Source organism: Dyella japonica DSM 16301 (assembly GCF_001010355.1).
Lineage (GTDB): Bacteria > Pseudomonadota > Gammaproteobacteria > Xanthomonadales > Rhodanobacteraceae > Dyella > Dyella japonica.
Window position 1 is genome coordinate 1 of sequence record NZ_JPLA01000145.1, and the last position, 354, is coordinate 354.

Sequence of the window (354 nt, forward strand, 5' to 3'; positions counted from 1 at the left end):
GCTAAAGAATTCTTCTGAATTTATGGATTTTCTTAATGATAAGAGAAAGCTCTACAGACGCGTATCTGAATGGTATTTTGACAATGATCTAGGTGAAGTTCTTGAAGGGTACGACTGCTTCTCTGCGCTAGAGGAGAAACTTGTATTCGGAAAGCCACCACTTATTGACAACGTGATTATTTTCGTGCATACTTCTAATCCATCGGCAGCTCGTAAATTTATGCTTGCTGCTGACTCATTCAAGAAGTTTGGAATAGAGATCAAACAAAACATCTACTGAGGACACTTATGCGACGACTGATTATTATCTCCGGTGCTGGTTTGAGCGCTGAATCTGGTATTCCCACTTTCCGA

General features: G+C 40.4%; 1 protein-coding gene. It reads left to right on the forward strand.

Going from position 1 to position 354, the window contains the following annotated elements:
• Nucleotides 1-280 (forward strand): cyclic-phosphate processing receiver domain-containing protein (locus Y882_RS20625; protein WP_046973420.1); only part of this gene is annotated, 280 nt, incomplete at its 5' end.
• Nucleotides 281-354: the final 74 nt, after the last annotated feature.